Below are 25,734 nucleotides of genomic sequence, written 5' to 3'. Positions count from 1 at the left end.
ATCGGAAGTAGGCGGGGACTGAAAGAACCATTGTAGCGGTCGACGGCGCAAGGCGGGAGCGATGCGCGTTATGCGCGCGTTTTGTTGTGTCGGCGACTGCCGGGATTGAAAGGTGCGAAGATCGCCACTCAAACGACAAGGCGGCCATGACGCGCTCCCTTGGGACAGGAATCGCATCAAGACCGCCTGAACCGCCTATGCCGCTATCGACAAACCAGCGAGCGCACCCAGAGTCCGCCCAGTTAGTCGCTTGTACGAGCAGCCACAAAGTCCTTCACGCGCTGCGCGTCCGCCGGCAGCACTTCGAAACGCTGCGGCAGCGCCTCGAGCCCCGCGAACGCCGCCGGACGTTCTGGCTCGCGCAACAATGCTTCGCGAATCGTCTCGCCGAACTTGATCGGCTGTGCCGTTTCGAGCACGATCATCGGAATGCCCGGCTGCAGATGTTCGCGCGCAACCTTCAGACCGTCGGCGGTATGCGTATCGATCATCGTGTCGTAACGCTCGAACACGTCGCGGATCGCGTCGACACGATCCGCGTGGCTGCTGCTTCCCGACACGAAACCGAACTGCTGCACGCGCGCGAAATCGCCGCTCGCCGCCAGATCGAATCCCCCCTTCTCTTCGACGTCGCGGAACAGTTGCAGCACGCGCGCCGGATCGCGGCCGAGCAGATCGAACACAAAACGCTCGAAGTTCGACGCCTTCGAAATGTCCATGCTCGGGCTGCTCGTGTGATACGTCTCGGCGGCCTTGCGCACCCGGTAGATCCCCGTGCGGAAGAACTCGTCGAGCACGTCGTTCTCGTTGGTCGCAACGACGAGCTTTTCGATCGGCAAGCCCATCATCCGCGCGATATGCCCCGCGCAGACGTTGCCGAAATTGCCCGACGGCACCGTAAACGACACACGCTCGTCGTTCGATTGCGTCGCGGCGAAATAGCCCTTGAAGTAGTACACGACCTGCGCCACTACGCGCGCCCAGTTGATCGAATTGACGGTGCCGATCTTGTACTGCGCCTTGAACGCGTGATCGTTGGACACCGCTTTCACGATGTCCTGGCAATCGTCGAACACGCCCTCCACCGCCACGTTGAAAATGTTCGGGTCCTGCAGGCTGTACATCTGCGCGGTCTGGAACGCGCTCATCTTCAGATGCGGCGACAGCATGAACACGCGCACGCCTTGCTTGCCGCGCATCGCGTATTCGGCGGCGCTGCCGGTATCGCCGGAAGTCGCGCCGAGAATGTTCAGCGTTTCGCCGTGCTTCGCGAGCGTGTACTCGAACAGGTTGCCGAGCAACTGCATCGCCATGTCCTTGAACGCAAGCGTCGGCCCGTTCGACAGTTCGAGCAGCGACAGCGTTGCGCCGTTTTCGACACCGAGCGTTTTCAGCGGCGTGATCTGCGCGGCGAGCGCGCCGGAAGCGTCGTCGTCGCGCACGTGGCAATACGTCTGCGCGGTATAGGTACGGCGCGTGAGCGCACGCAGATCTTCGGCCGGAATGTCGTCGCTGAATTTAGACAGGATCTCGAACGCGAGGTCCGCATACGACAACGCGCGCCAGCGCGCAAGCTCGTCCGCCGACACGCGCGGATAGTCGGCCGGCAGATACAGGCCACCGTCTTTCGCGAGACCGCCGAGCAGGATGTCCGAAAACGTGTGGCGTTCGCCGGCACCGGCGCCGCGGGTGGAAATGTAGTTCATCAGTCTGGCCTAGTTCAGTGCTTCCATACGGAGCTTGGTCACGTTCGATACCACCGTCGGCAACGCCTCGATGCTTGCGATCGCGGCATTGATATTCTTTTCGACCGTTTCGTGCGTGATCAGCATGATGTCGGTTTCGCCCGCGTGGGACGCATCGACCCGTTCCGATTCTTTTTGCAGCAGCGCATCGATCGAAATGCCGCGGTCGGCGAGGATTCGCGTGACATCGGCCAGCACACCGGTCACATCGGCCACGCGCAGACGCAGGTAGTAGCCGCTCGTTATTTCGTCGATGGGCAGGATCGGCGTATTCGACAGGCGGTCCGGCTGGAACGCCAGATGCGGTACGCGATGTTCCGGATCGGCCGTATGCAGCCGCGTCACGTCGACCAGATCGGCCACCACCGCCGATGCCGTCGGCTCGGCGCCCGCGCCCTTGCCGTAGTAAAGCGTCGTGCCCACCGCGTCGCCATGCACGACGACCGCGTTCATCGCCCCTTCGACATTGGCGAGCAGGCGCTTGGCCGGGATCAGCGTCGGATGGACGCGCAGTTCAATGCCGCGGTCCGAGCGACGCGCGATACCAAGCAGCTTGATCCGGTAGCCGAGTTCTTCCGCGTAACGGATGTCGATGGCGGCCAGCTTGCTGATGCCTTCGATATACGCCTTGTCGAACTGCACCGGCACGCCGAACGCGATCGCGCTCATGATCGTCGCCTTGTGCGCGGCGTCGACGCCTTCGACATCGAAAGTCGGGTCCGCTTCCGCATAGCCGAGTTCCTGCGCGGCCTTCAGCGCGGTCGCGAAATCGAGACCGCGGTCGCGCATCTCGGAGAGGATGTAGTTGGTCGTACCGTTGATGATGCCCGCGATGTACTGGATGCGGTTCGCGGTGAGCCCTTCGCGCAGCGCCTTGATGATCGGAATGCCGCCGGCGACGGCAGCCTCGAACGCAACCATCACGCCGTTGGCCCGCGCGGCTTCGAAGATCTCCGTGCCGTGCACCGCGAGCAGTGCCTTGTTGGCCGTGACGACATGCTTGCGGGCCGCAATGGCGCGCAGCACGAGTTCGCGTGCGAGCCCTGTGCCGCCGATCATCTCCGCGACGATCGAGATGGACGGGTCGTCGACGACCGCGTTGAAGTCGTCGGTAATCGCAACGCTACCGGCTTCGCTGCCAAGCGCAGCCGCAGCCTTCGCCGGATTGCGCACCGCGATGCGCGCGATCTCGATGCCGCGACCCGCGCGACGTTTGATTTCTTCCTGATTGCGGCGCAATACCGTAAAGGCGCCGCTGCCCACCGTGCCGAAGCCCAGCAGTCCAACTTTGATCGGTTCCATGCAGCGTGTGTGCTCGAGTAATGAATTAAGGGAAACCAGGCTGACGGAATAAACGTTCCGCCGGCCCCGTCGTCACGCCGCGTGACGCTTGCGATAACCGTCGAGAAAACGCGCGATCCGGTTGATCGAGTCCGCGAGATCGTCGACGTTCGGCAGGAACACGACGCGGAAATGGTCCGGCGTCTTCCAGTTGAAACCGCTGCCCTGCACGAGCAGCACGCGCTCCGCGAGCAGCAGATCGAGAATGAACTGCTGATCGTTCTCGATCGGATACATCTTCGGGTCGAGCCGCGGGAACATGTAGAGCGCCGCTTCCGGTTTCACGCAGGTCACGCCGGGAATCGCGGTCAGCATGTCGTACGCGAGTTCGCGCTGCCGGTAGAGACGCCCGCCCGGCAAGATCAATTCGTTGATGCTTTGATAGCCGCCGAGCGCGGTCTGGATCGCGTACTGGCCCGGCACGTTCGGGCACAGCCGCATCGATGCAAGAATGCCGAGCCCTTCCAGATAGTCCTTCGCGCGACGCCGGTTCTCGCCGGTCATGCCCGACACGAACATCCAGCCGGCCCGGTAGCCGCACGAGCGGTAGCTCTTCGACAGGCTGTTGAACGTAACCGTCAGCACGTCGTCGGCAAGCGAGCCGATCGCCGTGTGCTGCTTGCCGTCGTAGACGATCTTGTCGTAGACCTCGTCGGCGAAGATCACGAGGCCGTGTTCGCGTGCGATCGCGATCAGGTCGCGCAGCAGTTCGTCGGAGTACAGCGCGCCGGTCGGGTTGTTCGGGTTGATCACGACGAGCGCACGGGTGTTCGGCGTAATCTTCGCGCGGATGTCGTCGAGATCGGGCATCCAGCGATTGCCCTCGTCGCAGATGTAGTGAACCGGTGTACCGCCGGACAGGCTCACGCCGGCCGTCCAGAGCGGATAGTCGGGCGCGGGCAGCAGAACCTCGTCGCCGTCGTTGAGCAGGCCCTGCAGCGCCATCACGATCAGCTCGGACGCGCCGTTGCCGATGTAGATGTCGTCGAGTTCGACGCCCTGCACGCCTTTTTGCTGCGCGTAATGCATGATCGCCTTGCGCGCGGCGAACACCCCTTTCGAATCCGAATACCCGGACGAGCCCGGCAGATTCAGGATCATGTCCTGGATGATCTCGTCGGGCGCCTCGAAGCCGAACGGCGCGAGGTTGCCGATGTTCAGCTTGATGATGCGGTGACCCTCTTCTTCGAGGCGCTTCGCGTGTTCGAGCACGGGCCCGCGGATGTCGTAGCAGACATTCAGCAGTTTGTTGGATTTAAGAATCGGTTTCACGGCGGGCACTTCATCCAGGTGATTCATCTAGGGTAAGCGTTCAGCGTATCGTTCAGCGAATTGGCCAGGCCAAGCCGGGCATTCCCGAAAGACGGACACAGCGTGAGGAGCGGTGCGCCCAGTGCGCTCGCGGAGGCGCCGGCGGGCGGGTTTGCCGGCATTTTGCGCGCGGCTCGTGACAGCGCAGGTGCGAGGGGCGCCGCGGGGCGGCTAAAAAGCTATAATTTAGCGGATTTTGGCCGACTTCCGCAATGCACCAACCGCATCGGCAAGCCTTTTCGGCCCTGTCCGTGTCCGCTGCGCACGGCTCGCCCGTCCTGTCCCGCTCCGCGCATCCGTGCGTGTACCGCGCGGGTACCGGTTCACGAGCCGCCTCGCGCGCGGCACCTCACGACGATCTCGGAACAGCGATTTGAAATTACATCAGGATTCCAGCGGCGCGCTCAACACCGTCACCGGTTACGGCGCCGACTATGTCGAAATCAATCTCGAGCGCCATCTGGGCAGCATCATCGTGATGCCAGCCGCACCGGTCATCGCATGGCCGGTTTCGTCGTTCGACGCGCTCACTCCCGAACACTTTGCCCTGCTGGTCGAACCGGCCCCGGAAGTCGTGGTGTTCGGCAGCGGCGGCCGGCTGCGCTTTCCGCATCCGCGCCTGACGGCCGCGCTCACCGCGCAGCGCATCGGCGTCGAAACGATGGATTTCAAGGCCGCCTGCCGCACCTACAACATTCTGATGGCCGAGGGCCGCAAGGTGGCGGCCGCGCTGCTGATCGAAGGCTGAATCGGGGCTGAATGGGCTGGTGAGGCCGTGGAGCCTGCCGCCGTGCCGCACAAACCCTGACCCGAGGCCCTAAGGCCGGGCTAAGGTCGATGCAGTACACTGCGCGGCTGCGTGCGCCGGACCGGGTCGCAAGATCGGCGGTATGCGGCGCCCGCAAGCGCGCCGCTCGCACCCGATCATGTGTTTGCGGCCGGTGTCCACGCTTTCAACAACATCCGTACGTCCGCGTGAGGCGGCATCGACAGAACAGGTAAATTCATGAACGATACGCCGTCGAGGCTACCGCTCAACCGTACGACGATCCTGCTGCTCGTCATTGCGCTCGCTGTCATCTGGTTCGTGCCGCTCGGCTGGCGCCACCTGATCCCGAGCGACGAAGGCCGCTACGCCGAAATGGCTCGCGAAATGCTGGTAACCGGCGACTGGATCACGCCGCGCTACAACGCCTACAAATACTTCGAAAAACCGCCGCTGCAGACCTGGGCGAACGCGCTCACGTTCGCGTGGTTCGGCATCGGCGAATGGCAGGCGCGGCTGTACACGGCGCTGACCGGCTTCGCCGGCGTACTGCTGATCGGCTTTACCGGTGCGCGCGTTTTCAACGCCGCGACCGGCGTGTTCGCGGCCGTCGTGCTCGCCAGCTCGCCGTACTGGAACCTGATGGGCCACTTCAACACGCTCGACATGGGCCTGTCGTTCTGGATGGAGCTGACGCTGTGTGCGCTGCTGCTCGCGCAGCGGCCCAACCTGCCCAGCTCGAGCGCGCGGCTCTGGATGTGGGTGTGCTGGATCTCGATGGCGCTCGCGGTGCTGTCGAAGGGGCTGATCGGCGTGATCCTGCCCGGCGCGGTGCTGGTGATCTACACGCTCGTCGCCCGCGACTGGGCGCTCTGGAAGCGCCTCTATCTGGTGAGTGGCCTGATCCTGTTCTTCGCGGTCGCGACGCCCTGGTTCGTGCTGGTCCAGCAGCGCAACCCCGAGTTCCTCAATTTCTTCTTCATCGTCCAGCAGTTCGACCGCTACCTGACGCCCGAACAGAATCGCCCGGGTCCGATCTACTACTTCGCGGCCGTGATGCTGGTCGGCTTCCTGCCGTGGCTGTCGGTGGCCGTGCAGAGCGTGCGCCATGCGCTGCGCATGCCGCGCCAGCCCAACGGCTTTTCGCCGGCGCTGGTGATGCTCGTGTGGTCGACATTCATCTTCGTGTTCTTCAGCGTGTCGCATTCGAAGCTCGTCTCGTACACGCTGCCGATCGCACCGCCGCTCGCACTGCTGATCGGCATGTATCTGCCGCTCGTGCCGCGCGCGACGTTTCGCCGCCATCTGGCGGGTTATGCGGTGTTTTTCGTCGTCGCCGCGTTCGGTGCAATGTTCCTGTACTGGGCCGGCGATGCGCGCAACCCGAACGCGCTGTATCGCGAGTTCCAGCTCTGGGTGTACGCGGCGCTCGGCGTTGCCTTCGTGCTGACGCTGGTGGCGCTGTGGATCAATCGCCGCAGCCGTGCCGGCATCTTCGGCGCGACCGCGACGTTCGGGCTCGCGTGGCTGCTGTTCGGCACCATCGGCGGCACGGGGCACGAAGTGTTCGGTCGCCTCAGTTCAGGAGCGCCGATCGCGCCGGCCATCAAGGCGGCAATCGCGAAGCTGCCGCCCGACACGCCGTTCTATTCGGTCGACGTGCTTGACCATACGCTGCCGTTCTACATCGATCACACGATGATCATGGTCCAGCACGCGGACGAACTGGCCTTCGGCATCTCGGTCGAACCGCAGAAGTGGGTACCGACGGTCGAAGCATGGATCCCGCGCTGGGAAGCCGACCGCTACGCGTTAGCGCTCATGTCGCCGGCCCGCTACGACCAGCTGCTTGCGCAGCATGTCCCGATGCAGGTCGTCGTGCGCGACCCGCGCCGCGTGATCGTCGAGAAGCCGCAGCCGTAAGCGCCGCCATGTCCCTTTATACGAACCTTCGATGAATCCGATCTCCCTTTTTTGCATCCTTGCCGGCGTCGCGCTGAATGCCTGCGCGCAATTGCTGCTGAAGGCCGGCACGAATGCCGTTGGACACTTCGAATTCACCCGTGCGAACATCCTGCCCATTGGCTTTCGCCTCGCGACGCAGTTGCCGATCATCGGCGGCCTCGCCTGCTATGTGGTGAGCGTCGTCGTGTGGGTGGTCGGGTTGTCGCGGGTCGACGTATCGATTGCGTATCCGATGCTCTCGCTCGGCTATGTCGTCAATGCGTTCGCCGCGTGGTATTTATTCGGCGAAGTGCTGTCGATGCAGCGGCTGATCGGCATCGGCATCATCCTTATCGGCGTGTTCGTGCTGGCGCGTAGTTGAGCACGCACTTGAGCACGAACTGCGCCCTTGCCGGCGCGACTTAAGCATCCATATACATTGCAGTCTTTTCATTGAGCGAAGCCTTCATGTCCGAGTCAACCGTCCCGTTTTTGCCGTTCACCCGCCCCGAAATCGATGAAGAAACCATCGAGGGCGTCGCCGAGGTGCTGCGTTCAGGCTGGATCACGACCGGCCCGCAGAACCAGCAGTTCGAGGCCGCGTTATCGGCGTTCTGCGGCGGCCGTCCGGTGCGTACGTTCAACTCGGGCACCGCGACCCTCGAAGTCGGTCTGCGGATCGCGGGCGTCGGCGTGGGCGACGAAGTCATCACGACACCCGCTACCTGGGTCGCGACCAGCAACGTGATCATCGAAACGGGCGCGACGCCGGTATTCGTCGATATCGATCCGCGCACCCGCAACATGGATCTCGATCTGCTCGAAAAGGCCATCTCGAGCCGCACGAAGGCGGTCATTCCGGTTTACCTGTCGGGCCTGCCCGTCGATATGGACCGGCTGTACGAGATTGCGCGCGCGCACAAGCTGCGCGTGATCGAAGATGCGGCGCAGGCGTTCGGCTCGACGTGGCGCGGCGAGCGCATCGGCCGGCTCGGCGACATCGTGTCGTTCAGCTTCCACGCGAACAAGAACCTGACGTCGATCGAAGGCGGCGCCCTCGTGCTGAACAACGAGGACGAAGCGCTGCTCGCACAGAAGTACCGTCTTCAGGGCGTGACGCGCACCGGCTACGACGGCATGGATTGCGATGTGCTGGGCGGCAAGTACAACCTCACCGATGTCGCGGCACGCGTCGGCCTCGGCCAGCTCAAGCACCTCGAACGCTTTCTCGCGCAGCGCAAGCAGCTTGCGCGCGCCTACTTCGCGGGTCTCGAAGGTGGTGCCGCCGTGCGGCTCGGCATCGGCCTGCCGGTCGCCGACTTCGAGAACAGCAACTGGCACATGTTCCAGATCACTTTGCCGCTCGAGAAACTCTCGCTCGATCGCGCCGGTTTCATGGCGCAACTGAAGGAGCGCGGCATCGGTTCAGGCGTTCACTATCCGGCGATCCACCTGTTCTCACTGTACCGCGCGCGCGGTTTCAAGGAAGGCATGTTCCCGCATGCAGAGCGTTTCGGCGCAACGACGGTCACGTTGCCGCTCTTCACGTTAATGAACGAAGGCGACGTCACACGCGTCTGTCGCGCCGTCAACGAAATTTGCGAACAATACGGAAAATAAGCGGATATGAGTCAAACGCAACCCGAGGTCTCGGTCATCATCCCGGTCTACAACGAGGAGGCCGGGCTCCCCGCGCTGTTTGCCCGGCTCTATCCGGCGCTCGATGCACTCGGCACGCCCTACGAAGTGATCTTCATCAACGACGGCAGCCGCGATAAATCCGCGATGCTGCTCGCCGATGCATTCCGTGCGCGACCCGATACCACCCGCGCGATCCTGCTGAACGGCAACTACGGTCAGCACATGGCGATCCTCGCGGGCTTCGAGCAGTCGCGCGGCGAGATCGTCATCACGCTCGACGCCGACCTGCAGAACCCCCCGAAGAAATCGCCAAGCTCGTCAACAAGATGCGCGAGGGTTACGACTACGTCGGCACGATCCGTATGCAGCGGCAGGACAGCCTGTGGCGCCGCAAGGCATCGCGGGTGATGAACCGGCTGCGCGAACGTATCACGCGCATCAAGATGACTGATCAGGGCTGCATGCTGCGCGCCTACAGCCGTCACATCATCGACACGATCAACCGCTGCGGCGAAATCAATACGTTCATTCCGGCGCTCGCATACACGTTCGCGCAGAATCCGGTCGAAGTCGACGTCGCTCACGAAGAGCGCTTCGCCGGCGAATCGAAGTATTCGCTGTACAGCCTGATCCGTCTGAACTTCGATCTGGTCACGGGCTTTTCAGTCGTGCCGCTGCAATGGCTGTCGTTTATCGGCGTGATCCTGTCGATCGGTTCGGCCGCGCTGTTCGTCCTGCTGCTGATCCGCCGCTTTATCGTCGGTGCGGAAGTGCAAGGTGTGTTCACGCTGTTCGCCATCACGTTCTTCCTGCTTGGCGTGATCATCTTCGCGCTCGGCCTGCTCGGCGAATACATCGGACGGATCTATCAGCAGGTGCGTGCACGGCCACGCTATCTCGTGCAGACGATCCTCGAGCAGCGCGACGGCGAAGCGGTGGCGAGCGCGCCACGCCAGTCGTTCGTGCAGGGCGTGCAAGCCGCTCAGGTGCTCGACTCGGAGCCGCCGCGATGAAACCGCGCGCGGTCGTTTTCGCCTATCACAACGTCGGCGTGCGCTGCCTGCAGGTGCTGCTCGCGCGCGGCGTCGACGTCGCGCTCGTCGTCACGCACGAAGACAACCCGCAAGAAAACATCTGGTTTGGCAGCGTCGCGTCGGTCGCCGCCGAACATGGCATTGCGACCATCACACCGGCCGATCCGCGCAGCCCCGAGCTGCGTGCAGCAGTCAGCGCCGCGCGTCCAGACTTCATCTTCTCGTTCTACTACCGCCACATGTTGCCCGTCGATCTGCTCGCGCTCGCCGCGCGCGGCGCGTACAACATGCACGGGTCGCTGCTGCCGAAATACCGCGGCCGTGTGCCGACCAACTGGGCGGTGCTGAACGGCGAAACGGAAACCGGCGCGACGTTGCATGAGATGGCCGCGAAGCCCGACGCGGGCGCGATCATCGCGCAGACGCCGGCGCCGATCCTGCCCGACGACACCGCCGCGCAGGTTTTCGACAAGGTCACCGTCGCCGCCGAACAAACGCTATGGCGCGTGCTGCCGGCTCTGCTCGCCGGCGAAGCGCCGCATCTGCCCAACGATCTCGCGCACGGCAGCTACTTCGGCGGACGCAAGCCCGAAGATGGCCGCATCGACTGGACACAGCCCGCGCAGCAGGTCTACAACCTGATCCGCGCGGTCGCGCCGCCCTATCCCGGCGCGTTTACCGAGGTCGACACGGCGTCCGGCACCGAGCGCTTCATCGTCGCGCGCGCCCGCCTCACACCGCCGGGCGCCCTCCGCTCAGATTTGCCCGTCGGCCTGCACGTAAGCGATAATGCGCTTTTTGCGATATGCGGCGATGGCCGGTCGATCGCAATCCACGAACTCTGGCGCGAACGGCAACTGCCGCACGACGGCAGCAAGACCGTCGTCACCCCAGCCGAATTTACGCAGCTCACTCACTCCCCCCGTCATTCATGAAAAAAGTCCTGATCCTGGGTGTCAACGGCTTCATCGGCCACCACCTGTCCAAACGCATTCTCGAAACGACCGACTGGGAAGTGTTCGGCATGGACATGCAGACCGAACGTCTCGGCGATCTCGTCAACCACGAGCGGATGCATTTCTTCGAAGGCGACATCACGATCAACAAGGAGTGGGTCGAGTATCACGTGAAGAAGTGCGACGTGATCCTGCCGCTCGTCGCGATCGCTACGCCGGCCACCTATGTGAAGCAGCCGCTGCGCGTGTTCGAACTCGACTTCGAGGCGAACCTGCCGATCGTCCGCTCGGCCGTGAAGTACGGCAAGCATCTGGTCTTCCCGTCGACCTCCGAGGTCTACGGCATGTCCCCCGACGAAGAGTTCGACCCGGACGCGTCGCCCCTCACCTATGGCCCGATCAACAAGCCGCGCTGGATCTATGCGTGCTCGAAGCAGTTGATGGATCGCGTGATCTGGGGCTACGGCATGGAAGGGCTCAACTTCACGCTATTCCGTCCGTTCAACTGGATCGGGCCGGGCCTCGACTCGATCTATACGCCGAAGGAAGGTAGCTCACGTGTGGTTACGCAGTTCCTCGGCCATATCGTGCGCGGCGAGAACATCAGCCTTGTCGACGGCGGCGCACAGAAACGCGCGTTCACCGATATCGACGACGGCATCGACGCGCTGATGAAGATCATCGAGAACCGCGACGGCGTTGCCTCGGGCAAGATCTACAACATCGGCAATCCGAAGAACAATTTCTCGGTGCGCGAACTCGCCAACAAGATGCTCACGCTCGCGGCAGGCATCCCCGAGTACGCGGAAACGGCGAAGAAAGTGCAGCTCGTCGAGACGACTTCGGGTGCGTACTACGGCGCCGGCTATCAGGACGTGCAGAACCGCGTACCGAAGATCGACAACACGATGCAGGAACTCGGCTGGGCGCCGAAGTCGACCTTCGACGAAGCGTTGCGCAAGATCTTCGAAGCGTATCGCGGCCACGTCGCCGAAGCACGCGCACTCGTCGAACAGTAACCGTTAGAGCGCGCTCTTGGCCCGTATCGTTCTGAAGATCGACGTCGACACGCTGCGCGGCACCCGCGAAGGCGTGCCGAACCTTGCGCGTATTTTCGACCGCTTCAAGGCGCGCGCCACTTTTCTCTTCAGCCTCGGGCCGGACCATACCGGCTGGGCGATGCGGCGCGTGCTACGGCCGGGTTTTCTGCAGAAGGTGTCGCGCACGTCGGTGGTCGAGCATTACGGGCTCAAACAATTGATGTACGGTGTGTTGCTGCCCGGTCCGGACATCGGCGCGCGCGCGGCGTCGAACATGCGCGCGATCCACGAAGCCGGCTTCGAATGCGGCATTCACGCGTGGGACCATGTGTACTGGCAGGACAACGTCCGTACCCGCACGCGCGAATGGACCGTCGCGCAGATGCAGAAGAGCCATGCGCGCTTCGTCGAGATCTTCGGTACGCCGCCCGTCACGCACGGCGCAGCGGGCTGGCAGATGAACGGCCACGCGTTCGAGCAGATCGACGCGTGGGGCATGCGCTACGCGTCCGATGGGCGCGGCCATACGCCGTATTTTCCGGTGGTCGACGGCAAGACGTTGAACCATGTGCAAATGCCGACCACACTGCCCACGCTCGACGAAGTGCTCGGCGTGGACGGAGTCGACACCGACACGGTGGCCGCATGGCTGCTCAAACGCACCGAAAACAATCCGCACGATCAGGTGTTCACGCTGCATGCTGAGCTCGAAGGACAGAAGCTCGCACCCATCTTCGAACAGCTGCTCGACGGCTGGCGCGCGCAGGGCCATACGTTTGCCACGATGGGCGACTATCATGCCGCGCTGGACCGCGACTCGCTGCCATCGTACCCTGTCACGTGGGGTGAAATTCCCGGCCGCTCCGGCGAACTGATTGTTCAGCCCGGCTGATCGACCAAGCGTCAGTTCGGCCAGCCGTCCGCCGCCGGGCTTGCCCTCCCCGCCTCGATGCTCAGGTCCAGTGCTGTCGCACTCAGACGACGGCGCAGACCATAACAAACGGAGAACCTCGTGCCCATCGCAGTCGACCAACCCGTCCCCGACTTCACCGCACCGGCAACCGGCGGAGATTTCACGCTGTCCGGTCTGCGGGGCAAAAAGGTGGTGCTGTATTTTTATCCGAAGGACAACACGCCGGGCTGCACGACCGAAGGTCTGCAGTTTCGCGATCTGTACCCGAAGTTCAAGAAGGCCGGCGCGGAAATTGTCGGCGTATCGCGCGACAGCGTTCGTTCGCATGACAACTTCAAGGCGAAGCTGGAATTGCCGTTTCCGCTCGTCTCCGATAGCGACGAAACGCTCTGCGCGCTCTTCAGCGTCATCAAAATGAAGAAAATGTATGGCAAAGAAGTACGTGGAATCGAACGCTCCACGTTTCTGATCGACGGCAACGGTGTATTGCGCCAGGAATGGCGCGGCGTCAAGGTACCAGGCCATGTCGACGCTATTCTGGAGGCTGTACAAGCGCTATGAGGCGCGTTATATTGGGCTGCAATGAGTGCCTGTCTACCCCATTCTCTTCTCCGCTGCGCCAGGTTTCGCGCTAATCGCGCTGGAATCGCAAGGCGCACCGTGATGATCGAAGTCGAGCCGCTTGTCCCGGTTGCCGGGACGGCGGCTTTTTTAATTGTGCGTAGCCGTTCTTTCATGCGCCAGCGCACTTTCGTCAAGGAGACGATCGAAGACCAGGCGAACCGGCATCTCTAAACCGAAGCGCGCCTCCGGGCGCAAACTGCGTGCGCAGCATGGGCACCGGCAGGATGCGACAGGCGGCGCACGATATGCGACCCGATTTCTTCGAGGGAAACCATGCCTTTGCCTACCCCGCCCAGCAAGCTCGGCAATCTGTTGCCGCCTGACGAATACAAGGCCAAAGCCCAACCGGCCAAATCCGCCAGAAAGCCGGGCAACGCCGCCGAGCCGGCCACGTCTGTGACGTCGGCCGAATATGCTCCGGCGAACGTCGCCGCTCCGATGACCCACGCGGCCAACGCCGCCACCACGTTGCACCCCGTCCCCGCGGCCGCGGCCGAACCGGCTGCGCAGGCTCGTGGGAAGAAATCCCGCCAGACCGCTGCATTGCTGCAACCGGTGCCTGCCGCGCGCCCGGAAGCCGAACCGGTGGTCGAACCCGTCGTCGCGCGCTCGCCCCGGCAACCGGCAGCCGTTGCGCCGACCGCCCGGGCACCGGCCCCGCGCGGCACCGAGAAGAAAAACGGCAAGCAGACTGGCGCAGTCGAAGTCCGCAAGCTGTTCGTACTCGACACCAACGTGCTGATGCACGATCCGACCTGCCTGTTCCGTTTCGAGGAACACGACGTCTATCTGCCGATGATGACGCTCGAAGAACTCGATAACCACAAAAAGGGGATGTCGGAAGTCGCGCGTAACGCTCGTCAGGTCAGCCGCACGCTCGATGCGCTGGTGGCCAACGCGGGCGAGATCTCCGCGGGGATTCCGCTGTCGCGCCTCGGTAGCCGGGAAGCCGCCGGTAACCTGTACTTCCAGACCACGCTGACGCACATCGAGCCGGTCGAAGGTCTGCCGGAAGGCAAGGCCGACAACCAGATTCTCGGTGTCGTGCGCGCGCTGCAACGCGACCGCGCGGATCGCCAGGTCGTGCTGGTGTCGAAAGACATCAACATGCGCATCAAGGCGCACGCGCTCAGCCTGCCCGCCGAAGACTACTTCAACGACCAGGTTCTGGAAGACAAGGACCTGCTCTATACGGGTATCCGCGCCCTGCCGCAGGACTTCTGGACGAAGCACGCGAAGGGGATGGAAAGCTGGCAGGACACGAAGACCGGCACGACCTACTACCGGGTCACCGGCCCGCTGTGCGCGTCGATGCTCGTCAACGAGTTCGTCTTTCTCGAACCGCAGAACGGCGAACCGGCCTTCCATGCGCTCGTGCGCGAGCTGAACGGCAAGACCGCGCTGCTGCAGACGCTGCGCGACTACGGCCACCACAAGAACAACGTGTGGGGCATCACGGCGCGTAACCGCGAGCAGAACTTCGCGCTGAACCTGCTGATGAATCCGGACATCGATTTCGTCACGCTGCTCGGCCAGGCAGGTACCGGCAAGACGCTGGTCGCGCTGGCGGCCGGTCTTGCGCAGGTGCTCGACGAGAAGCGTTACAACGAGATCATCGTCACGCGCGCCACGGTGCCGGTCGGCGAAGACATCGGCTTCCTGCCGGGCACCGAGGAAGAGAAGATGCAGCCGTGGATGGGCGCATTCGACGATAACCTCGAAGTCCTGCAGAAAACCGACGATGCCGCCGGTGAATGGGGCCGCGCCGCCACCCAGGAGCTGATCCGCTCGCGCCTGAAGATCAAGAGCATGAACTTCATGCGCGGCCGGACCTTCGTCGACAAGTACCTGATCATCGACGAGGCGCAGAACCTGACGCCGAAGCAGATGAAGACGCTGGTCACACGGGCCGGTCCCGGTACGAAGATCATCTGCCTCGGCAATATTGCGCAGATCGATACGCCGTACCTGACGGAAGGCAGTTCGGGGCTCACGTACGTGGTCGATCGGTTCAAGGGCTGGGCGCACAGCGGTCATGTGACACTCGCCCGCGGCGAGCGCTCACGGCTGGCCGATTACGCGTCCGACATCCTGTAGTCGCGGCTGGAAAGCCGTACAAAACCGCGCCCGGTGTAATGCCGGGCGCGGTTTTTTTCGTTTGCAGCCACCCATTTGACCAACCACCGAGCAACACTTAGCGCGTAAACTTCAAGTAATTTATCAACTTTTCTTGCCGGAGCCGCCCCGGACGGGCTACCATCCGCTCATCGTCCGCCTTAAGCGAGCGTTTAGCTCGCCCGTGCTTTTCATGCGCAGACTCGGATTTTCGCTGCTGATCGTCGTGCTGCTCGCCGCGTGCTCCAGTGCACCGCAGCGTATCTCGCGCAGCCCGAGCAGCGCGCCGGTAGCCGGCAACGCCTACCGCACCACCCCGCCCGGTTTCCCCAACTTCGTCGATCACAGCGTCGGACGCGAGGAAATCTCGATCCAGGCGATGAGCCTCGTCGGCATTCCGTACCGCTGGGGCGGTAACACGCCGGAGGCCGGATTCGATTGCAGCGGGCTCGTGCGCTACGTGGTGGATCGGGCCGCCTCGGTGAATCTGCCGCGCACGACCGCCGACATGAGCGGCCGCGGTGAAACGATCGAACCCGACGAAGTTGCGCCCGGCGACCTGATTTTCTTCAATACGACCGGCCGGCCGCATTCGCATGTGGGCATCTATGTCGGCAAACTGCGCTTCGTCAACGCGCCGTCGACGGGTGGCACGGTGCGCATCGATTACCTGACCAATCCGTACTGGGCCAAGCGCTTCGACGGTATCCGCCGGGTTGCGCCGGCGAAGACCGCGCCGTTCGATACGCCGGTGTATCAGGCCTCGACGGTACCGGAGCGTGCTGCACCGGTGGCGCAAGCCACGGTGGCTGCCGCCGTGCCGCAAGCGATTCTGCCACCCGCTGCGCCGACGATGCGTGCCGTGTCCAGCCAGCCGCCGCTGACAGCGAGTGCGGCGTCTACGGCCGCCACGGCGTCCGCATCCGCGTCAGCCTCCGCCGATCCGTTCGAGCCGCCTCCTCCGGGCATGAGTGCCGCGCAGATGCAGGCCCGTGCTGCGGGTGCAGTGACACCGCCAACGGCATCGGCACCGCCGGTTGAGCCTGCTTCGATGCCGAACAGCAACGCAGTGGCCGCCACGGAAACCATTCCTGCTGCCAGCACCGCTGTGCAAACCAATCCGGCGATTGCCACCACACGGCAGCCGGCGGACCCGATCGACGCCGCCGCCGACGCATTCGAGCCGCCCCCGCCCGCCTCCGTCGCAGTCCGCCAGGCGCAACAGGCGCGCCGAACCGGTACGGCGGAAAGCGTGCAGATCATGCGCGCGTCGACGGCCTCGCGTCCGATCCCCGCCCCCACCCAGACCGGCGACGACCCGATCGCCCGCTTCGCCAACGGCAGCGACTGACACGCAACCGGCCCATTGGCCGGCTAGTTCGCGTACGGAGTCATCACAGCTCTGCTATCGTTTTCGTTATTCCCCTCGACTGCGGAGTGACGGCGATGGATCTCGCGCTTGCAAACAAAGTGGTTCTGATTACCGGTGGCAGCAAGGGCATTGGCCTGGCGTGTGCGCGTGCCTTCGCACTGGAAGGCGCCAAAGTCGCGATCGTGTCGCGCGATCCGGCCAATCTCGCGCGGGCCCGCGAGCAGCTCGCGAGCGAAGGGCTGCATGTGCACCTCACGCGCGCCGATCTGCACGACCCGCACAGCGCCGCCGATGTCGTCGAAGACGCGACCACCGCGGTTGGTCCGATCGACATCCTGATCAACAGCGCCGGCGCCGCGCGCCGCTACGATCCAGAATTGCTCGACGCTGACGCGTTCCGCGCGACGATGGAGGCGAAGTACTTTCCCTACATCTACCCACAGCAGGAAGTGCTGCGCCGGATGGCCGAGCGGGTCAAAGGTGGCCACGCGAAGGAGCCTGGCACGATCGTCAATATCATCGGGATGGGCGGCAAGGTCGCAAGCGATATCCACATCGCGGGCGGCGCGGCGAATGCCGCACTGATGCTCGCAACCGTTGGGCTCGCGCATTACTATGCGCGCTACGGCATCCGGATCAATGCGATCAACCCGGGCGCCACGCTGACCGAGCGGGTCGAAGAAGTACTGAAGATGGACGCCGACAAGCAATGCATCGAGGTCGCGGAGGCACAGGCGCGCAGCGAAGCACGTGTGCCGCTCGGGCGCTATGCGAAGCCGGAGGAAATTGCGGACGTCGCGCTGTTTCTGGCGAGCCGCCGCGCGAGCTATGTGACCGGTGCGATCGTGCCGATGGATGGCGGGAGTACGCCGCTGATCTGATTTTGATGGTGGCCGGCGCCCAAGACAGGACGCCGGTCCGCTACCGCTTTACTAAACCCGCGCAAAGCTCACAGCAGCCGGTGCCCCAGCCACCACCCGACCGCCGCCAGCAGCGCAGACGCGGGAATCGTCAGCACCCAGGCCCAGACGATATTGCCTGCGACACCCCAACGCACCGCACTCAGCTTCCGCGTTGCGCCGACACCGACGATAGCGCCGGTGATGGTATGCGTCGTCGACACCGGGATGCCGAGCCACGAAGCCAGAAACAGCGTGATCGCGCCACCCGATTCGGCACAGAAGCCGCCGACCGGTTTCAGCTTGGTGATCTTCTGCCCCATCGTGCGCACGATGCGCCAGCCGCCGAACAGCGTGCCGAGCCCCATCGACAGATAGCACGCACCGATCACCCACAACGGCGGCGCGTCGGCGGTACTTGCTGCGTAACCCGTGGCGATCAGCAGCATCCAGATGATGCCGATGGTTTTCTGCGCATCGTTGCCACCGTGGCCGAGGCTATAGAGGCCCGCAGAAATCAGCTGCAGCCGGCGAAACCGCCGGTCGACCTTGCTAGGTGGCGTGCGGAAGTAAATCCACGAGACCGCCAACATGAAGAACGAACCAAGCACGAAACCGAGCAACGGCGACAGGAAAATAAACGCAACGGTTTTCAGCAGGCCGTCGACGTTAAGCGCGCCCCACCCCGATTTGGCGAGCGCCGCACCGACCAGGCCGCCGATCAACGCATGCGACGAACTCGACGGAATGCCGTAATACCACGTGACGATGTTCCAGCCGATCGCGCCGATCAGCGCACCGAACACGACGTAGTGATCGACGATAGCGGGATCGATCGTCCCTTTGCCGACGGTCTGTGCGACTTTCAGATGGAAGACGAAATAGGCGATGACATTGAACGCGGCCGCAAACGCCACGGCCTGCTGTGGCTTCAGCACGCCGGTCGACACGACGGTTGCGATCGAATTCGCCGCGTCGTGGAAACCGTTCATGAAATCGAAGACGAGCGCGACGACGACGAGCGTGGCCACCACCCAGATGGCGAGTTGAATCGAATGCATCAGGCGTTTTCCAGCACGATGCCTTCAAGGATGTTCGCGACGTCCTCGCACTTGTCGGTGATCAGCTCGAGCAGTTCGTAGACGGCCTTCAGTTTGATCAGCGTCTTGACGTCGTCTTCTTCACGGAAGAGCTTCGACATCGCGGAGCGCAGCACGCTGTCGGCTTCCGATTCGAGCCGGTCGATCTCCTCACAGACCTTGAGGATCTGGCTCGCCTGCTTCATGTCGGACAGCATCGCGACCGCGGCCTGCACACGCTCGGCCGTGGCGGTGCAGATGTGCGCGAGCTGGCTCGCTTCGGAGGTGACCGCCTGCACGTCGTACAGCGAAATGGTCGTGGCAACGTCCTCCATCAGGTCGAGGATGTCGTCCATCGTGGTGATCAGCTTGTGGATTTCGTCGCGGTCGAGCGGCGTGATGAAGGTCTTGTGCAGCAGGTCGATGGTTTCGTGCGTGAGCTTGTCGGCGGCTTTCTCGGCGGTTTGCACGTTCTGCTTGTGAATCTCCGCGTCAGCGAGATTGTCGATCAGCAGTTCGAGTTCGCGGCTCGCCGAAACGATGTACTTGGCGTGCTCATTAAATATTTCAAAGAACTTGCCCTCGGTGGGCATAAATCGACCGAACATGGAAATCCCGGTAAATGGTCACGTGATGGCTGACATAAAACCGCAACATTGTACCGGTGTGGGACGGTTGCGGCACTCTCTGTGTCACTCCATCGTGGCCATTCACCACGCATAGCGGCTCTCCGTGCCGCTCCCGACGCTTCGGTTATTCGCTGTAGAAATTCTGCGCGCCGGCAAAATTGTCGAACTTCGTATATTGACCGTGGAACGTGAGGCGAACAGGCCCGATCGGACCATTCCGCTGCTTGCCGATGATGATTTCGGCGGTGCCTTTGTCGGGACTGTCCGGGTTGTAGACTTCGTCGCGATAGATGAACAGGATGATGTCCGCGTCCTGTTCGATGGCGCCCGACTCGCGCAGGTCTGACATGATCGGACGTTTGTTGGGCCGCTGTTCGAGGCCGCGATTCAGCTGCGACAGCGCAATGACCGGCACGTCGAGCTCTTTGGCAAGGCTCTTTAGCGAACGTGAGATTTCGGAGATTTCAGTTGCACGGTTTTCGCCCTGCGAAGACGATCCGCTCATCAGCTGCAGGTAGTCGACGATGATCAACCCGAGCTTGCCGCATTGCCGCGACAGGCGCCGCGCGCGCGAGCGCAATTCCATCGGGTTCAGCCCACCGGTTTCATCGATGAACATTTGCGCCTCGCTCATCTTCTGCACCGCGTGCGTGAGCTTCGGCCAGTCTTCGTCGGTCAGCCGGCCGGTACGCATGCGGTGTTGGTCGAGCCGGCCGACCGAGCCGAGCATCCGCATGGTCAGCTGCGTACCCGGCATTTCCATCGAGAACACCGCGACCGGCAATCCGTACTCGACTGCGACGTATTCGCCGATGTTCATAGAAAATGCGGTTTTTCCCATTGACGGCCGACCCGCCACGATGATCAGTTCCCCACCGTGCATCCCCGACGTCATCCGGTCGAGATCGACGAAGCCGGTAGGCGTACCGGTTACGTCGCTGGGATTCGCCGTGTGATAAAGCGTATCGATCCGCTCCACGACCTGCGTGAGCAGCGGCCCGATCTCGAGAAAGCCCTGAGTACCGCGGGCACCATCCTCGGCAATCGAAAACACCTTCGATTCCGCTTCGTCCAGCAATTGCCGGACTTCCTTGCCCTGCGGGTTGAACGCGTCGGCGGAAATTTCATCCGCCACCGACACGAGCCGGCGTAGCACCGCCCGGTCACGCACGATTTCCGCATAACGCCGGATGTTCGCCGCGCTCGGCGTGTTCTGCGCCAGCGCATTCAGGTAAGCGAGACCACCCACATCGTCGGCCTTGCCTGCCGTGCCGAGCGCCTCGTAGACCGTGATCACGTCCGCGGGACGGGTCGCCGCGATCAGGCGCCCGATGTGTTCGTAGATGATCCGGTGGTCGTAGCGATAGAAATCGCCCTGAGACAGAAAATCCGCGATGCGGTCCCACGCGGCGTTGTCCAGCAGCAAACCGCCGAGTACCGATTGCTCGGCCTCGATCGAATGCGGCGGAACCTTCAGCGATTCGATTTGGGGATCTTTCGGTGCGTTCATGGGGAGGAATTATCGGGCAAACCGGCGCTGGGAGGAACGGTTTCCAAACCCTGTAGCAAACAAAAAAGGCAGGGGCCGGTTTCCCGGCCCCTGCCTCTGCTCTAGCGCGAGGCTAGAGCGACTCCTGCCTACCGTACCTGGCTACGTCCACACGGCCCGGGCGGACTGCCCGGTCGGCGCACGCCAGCCAGAACCGGCTTAAACGTGTTCGCCCAGCACCGACACCGTGACGTCGACCAGCACGTCGGTGTGCAGCGAGACTTGCACCGGATGGTCGCCGACCAGCTTGAGCGGACCTTCCGGCAGACGCACTTGCGCCTTTTCGACAGCGAAGCCTTGCTTGCCGAGTGCTGCGGCGATGTCGGCGTTCGTGACCGAGCCGAACAGACGACCGTCGACACCAGCCTTCTGTGCGATCTGGACGGTCGAACCGGCCAGCTTTTCGCCTTGAGCCTGAGCGGCTGCCAGCTTTTCAGCGGCGACCTTTTCGAGTTCCGCGCGGCGGACTTCGAATTCGGCGATCGCGGTCTTCGTGGCACGGCGAGCCTGCTTTTTCGGGATCAGGAAGTTACGTGCGTAACCGTCCTTGACCTTGACGATGTCGCCGAGGTTACCCACGTTGACGACTTTTTCGAGAAGAATGATCTGCATTCGGATGCTCCTTGTAGCGTCGTCGGGTTAGGCCTTGTGCTGGTCGGTGTACTGCACCAGCGCGAGGAAACGCGCGCGCTTGATAGCCGTATCCAGCTGACGTTGATAGTGGGCCTTGGTACCCGTCAGACGCGCCGGCGTGATCTTGCCGTTTTCGCCGATGAAGTCCTTCAGCGTTTCGATGTCCTTGTAGTCGATCTGATCGACACCAGCAGCCGTGAAACGGCAGAACTTCTTGCGCTTGAAGAGCGGGTTTTGTTGCTGACGACGCTTGTCGAATTTCTTACCAGTCGGGCGGGGCATGATTAGTCCTTTCCTGTGTCCTGCAATTCTGTGATGTGAAACACCAGGGTTCTCGCATTGCGGCTTTTTTTCGCCAGGAAACCGGTGAAGAGCGTTTCGACGCCCATCTCGCAGTTTTCCAGCTTGCCGCTCGCTTCACCGGCTGCCACCGCCTGCATCGTCAGTTCAACTTGCCGGGCAATGCCCGCTTCGACGACTTCGGCACGGTGGTGCAGCGTACAGCTTGCGATCGGAACGCCGGCGGGGGTGTACCGCACCGGTTCGCGTTCAACGACGCTCGCCTTGAGCTGCAGCCTGTTCACGTCAGCGATATGCTTTCCTGATGGCTTGGTTCTTTAAGCCTGCGCTTCGGACGGCTGGGCAGCCGCCTTCTTGGCTTCTTCGCGCTGCACTTCCTTCATCATCGGCGACGGGCCGGTTTCGGCCTTCTTCATCTTGACGATCAGGTGACGCAGAACGGCATCGTTGAACTTGAACGCGTGTTCGAGTTCGTCGAGCGTGGTCTGGTCGCACTCGATGTTCATGCAGACGTAGTGAGCCTTCGCGAGTTTCTCGATCATGTAGGCCAGCTGACGGCGGCCCCAGTCTTCGATGCGGTGGATCTGGCCACCGTGCGACGTGATCGTGGACTTGTAACGCTCGATCATGGCGGGCACTTGCTCGCTCTGATCGGGGTGCACGATAAAGACGATTTCATAATGACGCATACACACTCCTTGTGGATTAAAGCCACCCGGGCGTCGAACCGGTGTAGCAAGAGAGAAGCCCAAGATTCTAACTGGATCGGGGGGCGGATGCAACTGATATCACCAGATCGGCGGTGAATTCGGCCGTATTTTCAACGACTTGCGGACCTTACGGGGTCCGCATCGGTAGTCGCACCTGCTCCAGTCGGGCACGTGATCCAGCCTCGGGGCGCCCGCGAAGGCCTGCGCTGCCTCGACCGGGGCCTGTTACTCGACACTGCTCCAGTAGTCGGCCCGCGCGTAGGCCGCCTTCAGATAGTCGATGAAATAGCGCACTTTGGCCGGTACATACCGCTGCTGCGGGTAGACCGCGAGAATGTCGTAGTCGGGCAGCGCGTAGTCGTCGAGCACGGTTTCGAGTTCGCCGCGCGCAAGCTGCTGCTGGATCTCCCAGGTCGAGCGCCAGCCGAGACCGAGCCCTTCGGATACCCAGCGGTGCAGCAGTTCGCCATCGTTACAGTCGAGCGTGCCGCCGACCCGCACCGTCACCAGCTTGCCGTTGCGCCGGAAATACCAGCCGCGGTTCTGGCCGCCCTGCAGATTGAACGCGAGGCAGTTGTGCTGCGGCAGGTCGTCGAGTGCTTTCGGCTTGCCGTGCTTCCTGAAATACGCCGGCGTGCCGCACACCACGCGCCGGTTCGATGCAAGCTTCACCGCCACGAAATTCGGATCGACCGATCCGCCGATCCGGATCGACAGGTCGTAGCCCTCGCGCACCAGGTCCACCACGCGGTCGGTCAGGTTGAACGACACCTGCAAATCGGGCTTGTCCGCAAGAAACGCGGGCGCCAGCGGCGCGACGTGCTTGCGTCCGAAGGCGGCCGGCGCCGACACGATCAGATGGCCGTTCACCGCGCGGCGCCCCGCTGTCAGCTCGTTTTCCGCCTGATCCCATTCGGTCAGGAGCCCCCGGCAGCGTTCGAGGAACGCCGCGCCCTCCTCGCTGACGACGAGCCGCCGCGTCGACCGGTACATCAGCTTCACGCCGAGTCGCTGTTCGAGCGCATCGATGCGCCGCCCGAGGATCACCGGCGACACGCCCTCTTCCAGCGCCGCCGCCGCGAGACTGCCGGCGTCCGCGACGCGCACGAAGGTTTCAATCTGCTTGAAGCGGTCCATCGTCGTCTCCTCTCCCTGTGTGCCCTGGCGCCGGTGTCTACCTGAACCGGCTGCCGGAGTGTCGCCATCATTCAATACTTTTTGTTTCGAAACAAGCGACCCGCGCTGATCTTATCAAACCTTTAGGTGAGGCCTAAAGTCGCTCCACCAGCCTTTGCAGGCATTCCCGGTATTTGCAACATCCGCGACATTCAGGAAGGAGACATTTCATGGCCAAGATGAGAGCCGTCGACGCAGCCGTACTGGTGCTCGAAAAAGAAGGCATCGACACGGCGTTCGGCGTGCCCGGCGCCGCGATCAACCCGTTCTACTCGGCGTTACGCAAAGCCGGCGGTATCAGCCACGTGCTGGCGCGCCACGTCGAAGGGGCGTCGCATATGGCCGAGGGCTATACGCGGGCCGCCCCGGGCAACATCGGCGTGTGCATCGGCACCTCCGGGCCGGCGGGCACCGACATGATCACGGGTCTCTATTCGGCGCAGGCCGACTCGATCCCGATCCTCGCGATCACGGGCCAGGCGCCGCGTGCCCGGCTTTACAAGGAAGACTTCCAGGCCGTCGATATCGAATCGATCGCTAAACCGGTCACCAAATGGGCGGTCACCGTGCGCGAACCGGCGCTCGTGCCGCGCGTATTCCAGCAGGCGTTTCATTTGATGCGCTCGGGCCGGCCCGGGCCGGTGCTGGTCGATTTGCCGATCGACGTGCAACTCGCCGAGATCGAGTTCGACATCGACACCTACGAACCGCTGCCGATCTACAAGCCGCAGGCAACCCGCAAGCAGATCGAAGCGGCGCTCACGCTGCTGAACGACGCAGACCGGCCGCTGATCGTCTCCGGTGGTGGCGTGCTCAACGCCGCCGCAGAAGACCTGCTCGTGCGCTTCGCCGAACTCACCGGCGTGCCGGTCGTGCCGACCTTGATGTCGTGGGGTGCGATTCCCGACGATCATCCGTTGATGGCCGGCATGGTCGGCTTGCAGACATCGCACCGCTACGGCAACGCGACGATGCTCGCGTCGGATTTCGTGCTCGGTATCGGCAACCGCTGGGCCAACCGTCACACCGGCAGCGTCGAGGTTTATACGAAGGGCCGTAAGTTCGTGCACGTGGATATTGAGCCGACGCAGATCGGTCGCGTGTTCGGACCTGATCTCGGCATCGTCTCCGATGCGAAGGCCGCGCTCGAACTGTTCGTTCAGATCGGTGAGGAATGGAAGCGCGCCGGCAAGCTGAAAGACCGCCGTGCATGGGTCGAGGAATGCCAGCAGCGCAAGCGCACGATGCAGCGCAAGACGCATTTCGATAACGCGCCGATCAAGCCGCAGCGCGTGTACGAAGAGATGAACAAGGTATTCGGTCGCGACACCTGCTATATCAGCACGATCGGTTTGTCGCAGATCGCCGGTGCGCAATTTCTGCATGTGTACAAGGCACGCAACTGGATCAACTGCGGCCAGGCAGGCCCGCTTGGGTGGACGATTCCGGCGGCGCTCGGTGTGCGTGCCGCCGACCCGCAGCGGCCGATCGTCGCGCTGTCCGGCGATTACGACTTCCAGTTCATGATCGAAGAGCTCGCGGTGGGTGCGCAGTTCAAGCTGCCGTACGTGCACGTTGTCGTGAACAACTCGTACCTCGGGCTGATTCGCCAGGCACAGCGTGCATTCGATATGGACTTCTGCGTTCAGCTCGCCTTCGAGAACGTCAACGCGCCGGAGTTGAACGGTTACGGCGTGGATCACGTGGCGGTGGCCGAGGGTCTCGGTTGCAAGGCGCTGCGTGTGTTCAAACCCGAAGAGATCGCACCGGCACTGAAGAAAGCGCAGTCGATGCTGTCGGAATTCAATGTGCCGGTCGTGGTCGAGGTGATTCTCGAGCGCGTGACCAACATCTCGATGGGCGCCGAGATCGACGCGATCAACGAGTTCGAGGAACTGGCCACGACTCGCGAAGACGCGCCGACTGCCGTCGCCTTGCAAGATTGAGCGCAGCAGCG

The 25,734-nt window shown here is 62.9% G+C and carries 24 protein-coding genes and 1 pseudogene; 14 read left to right on the top strand and 11 right to left on the bottom strand.

Annotation, left to right across the window (positions count from 1 at the left end; all coding sequences use genetic code 11):
- Nucleotides 1-242 precede the first annotated feature (242 nt).
- The 3 genes from thrC to FNZ07_RS22155 all read right to left on the bottom strand — a co-directional run bounded on the left by thrC (nt 243) and on the right by FNZ07_RS22155 (nt 4,367).
- A complete protein-coding gene (gene thrC, locus FNZ07_RS22165) occupies nt 243-1,706 on the bottom strand; it encodes a threonine synthase (RefSeq protein WP_091016407.1) in 1,464 nt (487 codons plus the stop codon).
- 9 nt (nt 1,707-1,715) lie between these two features.
- Entirely contained in the window at nt 1,716-3,047 is a 1,332-nt protein-coding gene (locus FNZ07_RS22160) for a homoserine dehydrogenase (RefSeq protein ID WP_091016404.1), read from the bottom strand.
- A gap of 72 nt (nt 3,048-3,119) precedes the next feature.
- A complete protein-coding gene (locus FNZ07_RS22155) occupies nt 3,120-4,367 on the bottom strand; it encodes a pyridoxal phosphate-dependent aminotransferase (RefSeq protein WP_091016879.1) in 1,248 nt (415 codons plus the stop codon).
- Between the two features lie 403 nt (nt 4,368-4,770).
- On the opposite strand from FNZ07_RS22155, the gene FNZ07_RS22150 reads away from it, so the two are divergent.
- From FNZ07_RS22150 to FNZ07_RS22090, 13 genes and pseudogenes are all read left to right on the top strand, one after another.
- Nucleotides 4,771-5,145, top strand: coding sequence for an Mth938-like domain-containing protein (locus tag FNZ07_RS22150; protein WP_091016402.1), 375 nt, complete (start codon nt 4,771-4,773; stop codon nt 5,143-5,145).
- Nucleotides 5,146-5,403: 258 nt separating this feature from the next.
- Nucleotides 5,404-7,086, top strand: a complete 1,683-nt coding sequence (locus FNZ07_RS22145; RefSeq protein WP_091016400.1) for a glycosyltransferase family 39 protein — start codon at nt 5,404-5,406, stop codon at nt 7,084-7,086.
- A 31-nt stretch (nt 7,087-7,117) separates the two neighbouring features.
- A complete protein-coding gene (locus FNZ07_RS22140; protein ID WP_091016398.1) occupies nt 7,118-7,489 on the top strand; it encodes an SMR family transporter in 372 nt (123 codons plus the stop codon).
- Between the two features lie 86 nt (nt 7,490-7,575).
- Complete coding sequence (locus FNZ07_RS22135; RefSeq protein ID WP_091016396.1) at nt 7,576-8,727, top strand: DegT/DnrJ/EryC1/StrS family aminotransferase; 1,152 nt, start codon at nt 7,576-7,578, stop codon at nt 8,725-8,727.
- A 6-nt stretch (nt 8,728-8,733) separates the two neighbouring features.
- A pseudogene (locus FNZ07_RS22130) lies at nt 8,734-9,761 on the top strand (glycosyltransferase).
- On the top strand, nt 9,758-10,717 hold the full coding sequence (locus FNZ07_RS22125) for a formyltransferase (RefSeq protein ID WP_091016391.1): 960 nt from the start codon (nt 9,758-9,760) through the stop codon (nt 10,715-10,717). The pseudogene FNZ07_RS22130 and the gene FNZ07_RS22125 overlap by 4 nt, the downstream one beginning before the upstream one ends.
- A complete protein-coding gene (locus FNZ07_RS22120; protein WP_091016390.1) occupies nt 10,714-11,757 on the top strand; it encodes a bifunctional UDP-4-keto-pentose/UDP-xylose synthase in 1,044 nt (347 codons plus the stop codon). The genes FNZ07_RS22125 and FNZ07_RS22120 overlap by 4 nt, the downstream gene beginning before the upstream one ends.
- A gap of 16 nt (nt 11,758-11,773) precedes the next feature.
- Nucleotides 11,774-12,670 (top strand): polysaccharide deacetylase family protein, encoded by an 897-nt coding sequence (locus FNZ07_RS22115; RefSeq protein ID WP_091016388.1) that lies wholly within the window; start codon nt 11,774-11,776, stop codon nt 12,668-12,670.
- 120 nt (nt 12,671-12,790) lie between these two features.
- Nucleotides 12,791-13,252, top strand: a complete 462-nt coding sequence (locus FNZ07_RS22110) for a peroxiredoxin (RefSeq protein WP_091016385.1) — start codon at nt 12,791-12,793, stop codon at nt 13,250-13,252.
- 102 nt (nt 13,253-13,354) lie between these two features.
- Nucleotides 13,355-13,486 carry a hypothetical protein gene (locus tag FNZ07_RS34315; RefSeq protein WP_266255312.1) on the top strand — a complete coding sequence of 44 codons (132 nt, stop codon included), beginning with the start codon at nt 13,355-13,357 and terminating at the stop codon, nt 13,484-13,486.
- A 102-nt stretch (nt 13,487-13,588) separates the two neighbouring features.
- On the top strand, nt 13,589-15,412 hold the full coding sequence (locus FNZ07_RS22100) for a PhoH family protein (protein ID WP_091016383.1): 1,824 nt from the start codon (nt 13,589-13,591) through the stop codon (nt 15,410-15,412).
- Between the two features lie 211 nt (nt 15,413-15,623).
- Nucleotides 15,624-16,781, top strand: a complete 1,158-nt coding sequence (locus FNZ07_RS22095) for an NlpC/P60 family protein (protein WP_091016380.1) — start codon at nt 15,624-15,626, stop codon at nt 16,779-16,781.
- A 95-nt stretch (nt 16,782-16,876) separates the two neighbouring features.
- Nucleotides 16,877-17,683 carry an SDR family oxidoreductase gene (locus FNZ07_RS22090; protein WP_091016378.1) on the top strand — a complete coding sequence of 269 codons (807 nt, stop codon included), beginning with the start codon at nt 16,877-16,879 and terminating at the stop codon, nt 17,681-17,683.
- 68 nt (nt 17,684-17,751) lie between these two features.
- Here the strand turns inward: FNZ07_RS22090 and FNZ07_RS22085 are convergent, their stop codons facing one another.
- From FNZ07_RS22085 to FNZ07_RS22050, 8 genes are all read right to left on the bottom strand, one after another.
- A complete protein-coding gene (locus FNZ07_RS22085) occupies nt 17,752-18,762 on the bottom strand; it encodes an inorganic phosphate transporter (protein ID WP_091016375.1) in 1,011 nt (336 codons plus the stop codon).
- Nucleotides 18,762-19,388 carry a DUF47 domain-containing protein gene (locus tag FNZ07_RS22080; protein WP_091016371.1) on the bottom strand — a complete coding sequence of 209 codons (627 nt, stop codon included), beginning with the start codon at nt 19,386-19,388 and terminating at the stop codon, nt 18,762-18,764. Before FNZ07_RS22080 ends, FNZ07_RS22085 begins: the two co-directional genes overlap by 1 nt.
- 145 nt (nt 19,389-19,533) lie before the next feature.
- The gene (locus tag FNZ07_RS22075; protein WP_091016369.1) at nt 19,534-20,919 is read right to left on the bottom strand and encodes a replicative DNA helicase; all 1,386 of its coding nucleotides are present in this window, start codon (nt 20,917-20,919) and stop codon (nt 19,534-19,536) included.
- A gap of 198 nt (nt 20,920-21,117) precedes the next feature.
- Entirely contained in the window at nt 21,118-21,570 is a 453-nt protein-coding gene (rplI, locus tag FNZ07_RS22070) for a 50S ribosomal protein L9 (RefSeq protein WP_091016367.1), read from the bottom strand.
- 27 nt (nt 21,571-21,597) lie between these two features.
- Nucleotides 21,598-21,873 carry a 30S ribosomal protein S18 gene (gene rpsR / locus FNZ07_RS22065; RefSeq protein WP_091016365.1) on the bottom strand — a complete coding sequence of 92 codons (276 nt, stop codon included), beginning with the start codon at nt 21,871-21,873 and terminating at the stop codon, nt 21,598-21,600.
- 2 nt (nt 21,874-21,875) lie between these two features.
- Nucleotides 21,876-22,175 carry a primosomal replication protein N gene (gene priB / locus FNZ07_RS22060; protein WP_091016363.1) on the bottom strand — a complete coding sequence of 100 codons (300 nt, stop codon included), beginning with the start codon at nt 22,173-22,175 and terminating at the stop codon, nt 21,876-21,878.
- 33 nt (nt 22,176-22,208) lie between these two features.
- Nucleotides 22,209-22,580, bottom strand: a complete 372-nt coding sequence (rpsF, locus tag FNZ07_RS22055) for a 30S ribosomal protein S6 (RefSeq protein ID WP_091016361.1) — start codon at nt 22,578-22,580, stop codon at nt 22,209-22,211.
- 246 nt (nt 22,581-22,826) lie between these two features.
- Nucleotides 22,827-23,738 (bottom strand): LysR family transcriptional regulator, encoded by a 912-nt coding sequence (locus FNZ07_RS22050; RefSeq protein WP_091016358.1) that lies wholly within the window; start codon nt 23,736-23,738, stop codon nt 22,827-22,829.
- A 209-nt stretch (nt 23,739-23,947) separates the two neighbouring features.
- On the opposite strand from FNZ07_RS22050, the gene gcl reads away from it, so the two are divergent.
- Nucleotides 23,948-25,723: a glyoxylate carboligase gene (gene gcl / locus FNZ07_RS22045; protein WP_091016356.1), complete on the top strand. Its 1,776-nt coding sequence runs from the start codon at nt 23,948-23,950 to the stop codon at nt 25,721-25,723.
- The last annotated feature ends 11 nt before the right edge of the window (nt 25,724-25,734 follow it).

The organism is Paraburkholderia megapolitana (assembly GCF_007556815.1).
In the GTDB taxonomy this organism is placed as follows: domain Bacteria; phylum Pseudomonadota; class Gammaproteobacteria; order Burkholderiales; family Burkholderiaceae; genus Paraburkholderia; species Paraburkholderia megapolitana.
This window is presented reverse-complemented; position numbering and strand designations above follow the sequence as displayed.